The 3,727-nt window shown below is 69.5% G+C and carries 3 protein-coding genes and 1 pseudogene; all 4 read right to left on the bottom strand.

Annotated elements, in window-relative coordinates:
• Window positions 1-141 precede the first annotated feature (141 nt).
• A complete protein-coding gene (locus tag ACIRL2_RS51280) occupies window positions 142-633 on the bottom strand; it encodes an NUDIX hydrolase (protein WP_402242689.1) in 492 nt (163 codons plus the stop codon).
• 152 nt (window positions 634-785) lie between these two features.
• Window positions 786-2,546 (bottom strand): glycoside hydrolase family 35 protein, encoded by a 1,761-nt coding sequence (locus ACIRL2_RS51285; protein WP_402242691.1) that lies wholly within the window; start codon window positions 2,544-2,546, stop codon window positions 786-788.
• Window positions 2,521-2,781, bottom strand: a pseudogene (locus ACIRL2_RS51290) (hypothetical protein); the annotation flags it as partial. The gene ACIRL2_RS51285 and the pseudogene ACIRL2_RS51290, both read right to left, overlap by 26 nt.
• Window positions 2,782-2,818: 37 nt before the next feature.
• On the bottom strand, window positions 2,819-3,727 hold a 909-nt coding region (locus tag ACIRL2_RS51295), incomplete at its 5' end, for a beta-galactosidase trimerization domain-containing protein (protein WP_402242693.1).

Below are 3,727 nucleotides of genomic sequence, written 5' to 3' on the forward strand. Positions count from 1 at the left end.
GCGGTCACCCTGAGCCTGTCCGAACTCCCGGACAACGCGGTGTGCCTCGGCACGGCCACCTTCGCCCTCGAAGGCTTCCTCAACGACCTCACCTCGCGCCCCAGCCCGCTGCCCTGATCCGCACGGCCACATCCGCCGCCGTCACAGCGCCCCGAGTCGGTCCTCCGTGACCTGGAACCGCGCCTCCGACCCCGGGCCGACCGCGGCGTCGATGCGGGCCCGCATGGTGGCGGACATCGGCGGCAGTTCGTCCAGCGGGAACCAACGGGCCTCGGTGTTCTCCCCATCCGCCGGATGCGGCTCACCCGCACGCCATCGGCACAGGAACACCAGGTTGAGATACTGCGTCCGGTCCCCGTTGGTGTAGACGATCGGCTCGGTGACGTCGACCATCGCCAGCCGCTCCGGAACGGCCTCGACGCCCGCCTCCTCGCGGACCTCCCGCACCCCGGCGTCCGCCGGCTGCTCACCGGGATCGATGATCCCGGTGACCGCCGTCCAAGCCCCGTTGTCCGCCCGCCGAACCAACAACACATGCGCTTCCCGCACGACCACCGCGGTCACCCCCGAAAGCCACAGGGGCGCGGTACCGATTTTCTCCCGCAGCGCGAGCACAAACTCCGGTGTCGACATTCGCTCAGTATAGGAAGCTCGGATCGTCGAACTCCCCCCACGCACTCCCGAGATGCGCGCTTGCCCCAACACGGGGAACACGGGGCCGAGTTCGAACCACCGGATAACCGGGCGACGTCGGCCGTGACCGGCTCGGCTCCGGCACGTTCGCTTCACGATTGGGCCACTCCCAGGTCGGGGGTGTCGACCAGCCACGCCTGTGGTCGAGTCGTGGCGTCCAGTTCGAGCAGGACGAGCTCGTTGGTCCCGGTGCGCAGGGTGGGAGCGGGCACGTAGAGGGTGCGCTGAGGCCCGCGGTTCCAGTAGCGGCCCAGGTTGAACCCGTTGATCCAGGCCTGGCCCTTGGTCCAGCCGGAGAGGGAGAGGAAGGTGTCGGCGGGGGTGTCGACGTCGAAGGTTCCGTGGTGGAAGGAGGGCGTGCCCGGCGGTGTGTCGTCGGCGGGACCGAAGGTGAGTGGGCCCAGGTCGTTCAACGCGATGGGGTAGGTGTCCCATTCGTACAGGATGGTGCCGTTGAAGGAGACCGGCCCGAGCAGTCCCTTCGGATCGCCGATGCGTGGCCCGTAGTTGACCCGCCCCATGTTCTCCACCAGCACCTCGAGGGTGGCTCCGGGGTGGGGTACGTGGACCGGGAGGCTCTCTTCGTGGCGTTCGCGTTCCAGGACGCCGACGGGCGAACCGTCGATGTAGACGCGGGCCCGATCGCCGACCCCCTCCGCGAAGTGCAGCACTCCTTCGCCGGCGACGGGCAACGTGGTGCGGTAGAGCGCGAGGCCGGCACGTACGCCCAGCGCGTCCAACGTGGGCGGCTCGGTGGTACGGACCGGGGCGGCCGGCACGCCGGCGTTCGTAAGCAGCGGGGTCCGGCGGTCCAGATCCACGACGGTGGCGGGCAGTTTCGGCCCGGGTGCCGGCACCGGTTCGTCCGGGACCGGAGCATGGCGGGCGATGACCTCGCGGAAGGCGTGGTACTTCGGGCCGGGGTCTCCGGATTCGGACAACGGGGCGTCGTAGTCGTAGGAGGTGACGATCGGGGTGTAGGCGTGATCGTGGTTGGCGCCGTTGGTGAAGCCGAAGTTGGTGCCGCCGTGGAACATGTAGATGTTGACCGACGCGCCCGCGGCGAGCAGTGCGTCCAGGTCGGCGGCGGCATCGGCGGCATCGCGCACATGGTGCGGCTCGCCCCAGTGGTCGAACCAGCCGATCCAGAATTCGGCACACATGAGTGGCCCGCTGCTCCGGTGGGTGCGCAGCCGCTCCAGGTTGCGGGCGACATTGCTGCCGAACGTGCCCGTCGCCAGGACGCCCGGCAGGCTTCCCGCGGCCAGATGGTTTTGGTGGGTCTGGTCGCAGGTGAAGAGCAATTCGCCGACGCCGCGGGTGCGCAGCGCCTGTTCCACGTACTGGAGGTAGGCGGTGTCGTCGCCGTAGGCGCCGTATTCGTTCTCCACCTGTACCGCGATCACGGGACCGCCTGCCGCCGCAAGGTGCGGGAGGAGCGCCGGCAGCAGCAGATCGAGGTAGCGATCGAATACCTTGGTGAAGCGGGGATCGCTGCTGCGCAGTCGGATGCCGGGGTCGTCGGTCAGCCACGCGGGCAGGCCGCCGCCATCCCATTCCGCGCAGATGTACGGGCCGGGACGCAGCAGGACGTGCAGCCCTTCCTCCTTGGCCAGTCGAAGGTAGCGGGGCAGATCGAGCAGGCCGTCCAGATCGATGGCATCCGGGGTCGGCTGGTGCAGGTTCCACGGTATGTAGGTCTCCACCGTGTTGAGCCCCATCAATCGGGCCTTGTGCAGCCGGTCGGCCCACTGGTCGGGGTGGATGCGGAAGTAGTGCATGGCCCCGGAGATGATCCGGAATGGCTCGCCATTGAGCGCGAACCCGTCAACGGTCGTGGTGAGAGCACTCATTCGGGGTCTCCTCGAAGTGGATCGGTGAGTTGTGGTGGTCGGGTGGTGTGGCCGTGGCACGGCTCAGCCAGAGCGTGGCGGCCACGCACAGTGCGGAAATGCCGGACAGGAGCAGCGGGACGGTGCGAACGCCGGACCATTCGATGGCCTTGCCCAGCGCGGGTCCGGCGACGACACCGCCGATCATGGAAGCGGCGATCACCAGCGCTCCGGCCCGACGGGCGCGGGGAGCCGCATCCCGCCCGTGGCAGACGGACTCACCGCCCCCACGGTCACTCGGTCTCGAGCAACGGCCCCGCGTCGCCGTGCTCGGTCGGCAGCGATCCCAGGACGGCCACTCCTCGCGGGGCCAGGGTGGTTCGGTGCGTGCGGCGGTGATCGTCGGCGAGCAGATCGCGCCGTGCGGTGGGGAGTTCGATGTCGTGGGTCGATCCCGTGTGGTTGAGGAGAATCAGGATGTCGTAACCCTCGCCCCGGCGGATGGCCGCCTGGATGCCCGCCGGCAGGTCCGGCAGGACCGGGTCGACGGCCGCGTCGGCGCACGCGCGGGCCAACAGGGTGCGCATCGTGGCGGCGTCCGGGCGGGTCGCGATGTAGCGGGCGGTGCCGGCGCCGTACGCGTGGACCGTGGCGGCCGGACGTCCGTCCCAGTGGGGACCGACGAATTCCAGTTCCGTGCGGGCGCCCTTGAGCGTGACATCCTCACGCCAGAGGTCGGCGGTGCCGGCCTCGGGCTCCGCTGCTCCCGGTGTGCGCAGTGCGAACGTTTGGCCCACGTCGGCGGGCCAGAATTCCTGGACGGATATGCCCAACGCCTCGCGCAGTGGACCGGGGTAGCCGCCGAGATGTACGCGGTCGTGTTCGTCGACGATGCCGCTGAAGAAGGACACCACGATCGAGCCGCCGTCGGCGACGAACCGGGAGAGCTTCGCGCCGTGTTCGGCGGACAGGAGGTAGAGGCTCGGTACGACGACCAGGCCGTAGCCGGACAGGTCGGCCGAGGGGTGCACGACGTCGACGCCGATGCCGAGGTCGAAGAGCGCGGCGTAGTGGTCGAACGCGCGGTCCAGGTGGCGCACTGCGTCCGAGGGGTGCGAGTCGAGTTCGAGGGCCCACCAGCTGTGCCAGTCGGACAACAACGCGACCCGGTTGCGGATCCGGGTGCCGACCAGTTCCGGTAC

This window comes from Embleya sp. NPDC127516 (assembly GCF_044765325.1).
Classification (GTDB): Bacteria; Actinomycetota; Actinomycetes; order Streptomycetales; family Streptomycetaceae; genus Embleya.

Coding starts and splice junctions, on each gene's coding strand:
- ACIRL2_RS51280 (WP_402242689.1), bottom strand. CDS start 633: ATGTCGACACCGGAGTTTGTGCTCGCGCTGCGGGAGAAAATCGGTACC.
- ACIRL2_RS51285 (WP_402242691.1), bottom strand. CDS start 2,546: ATGAGTGCTCTCACCACGACCGTTGACGGGTTCGCGCTCAATGGCGAG.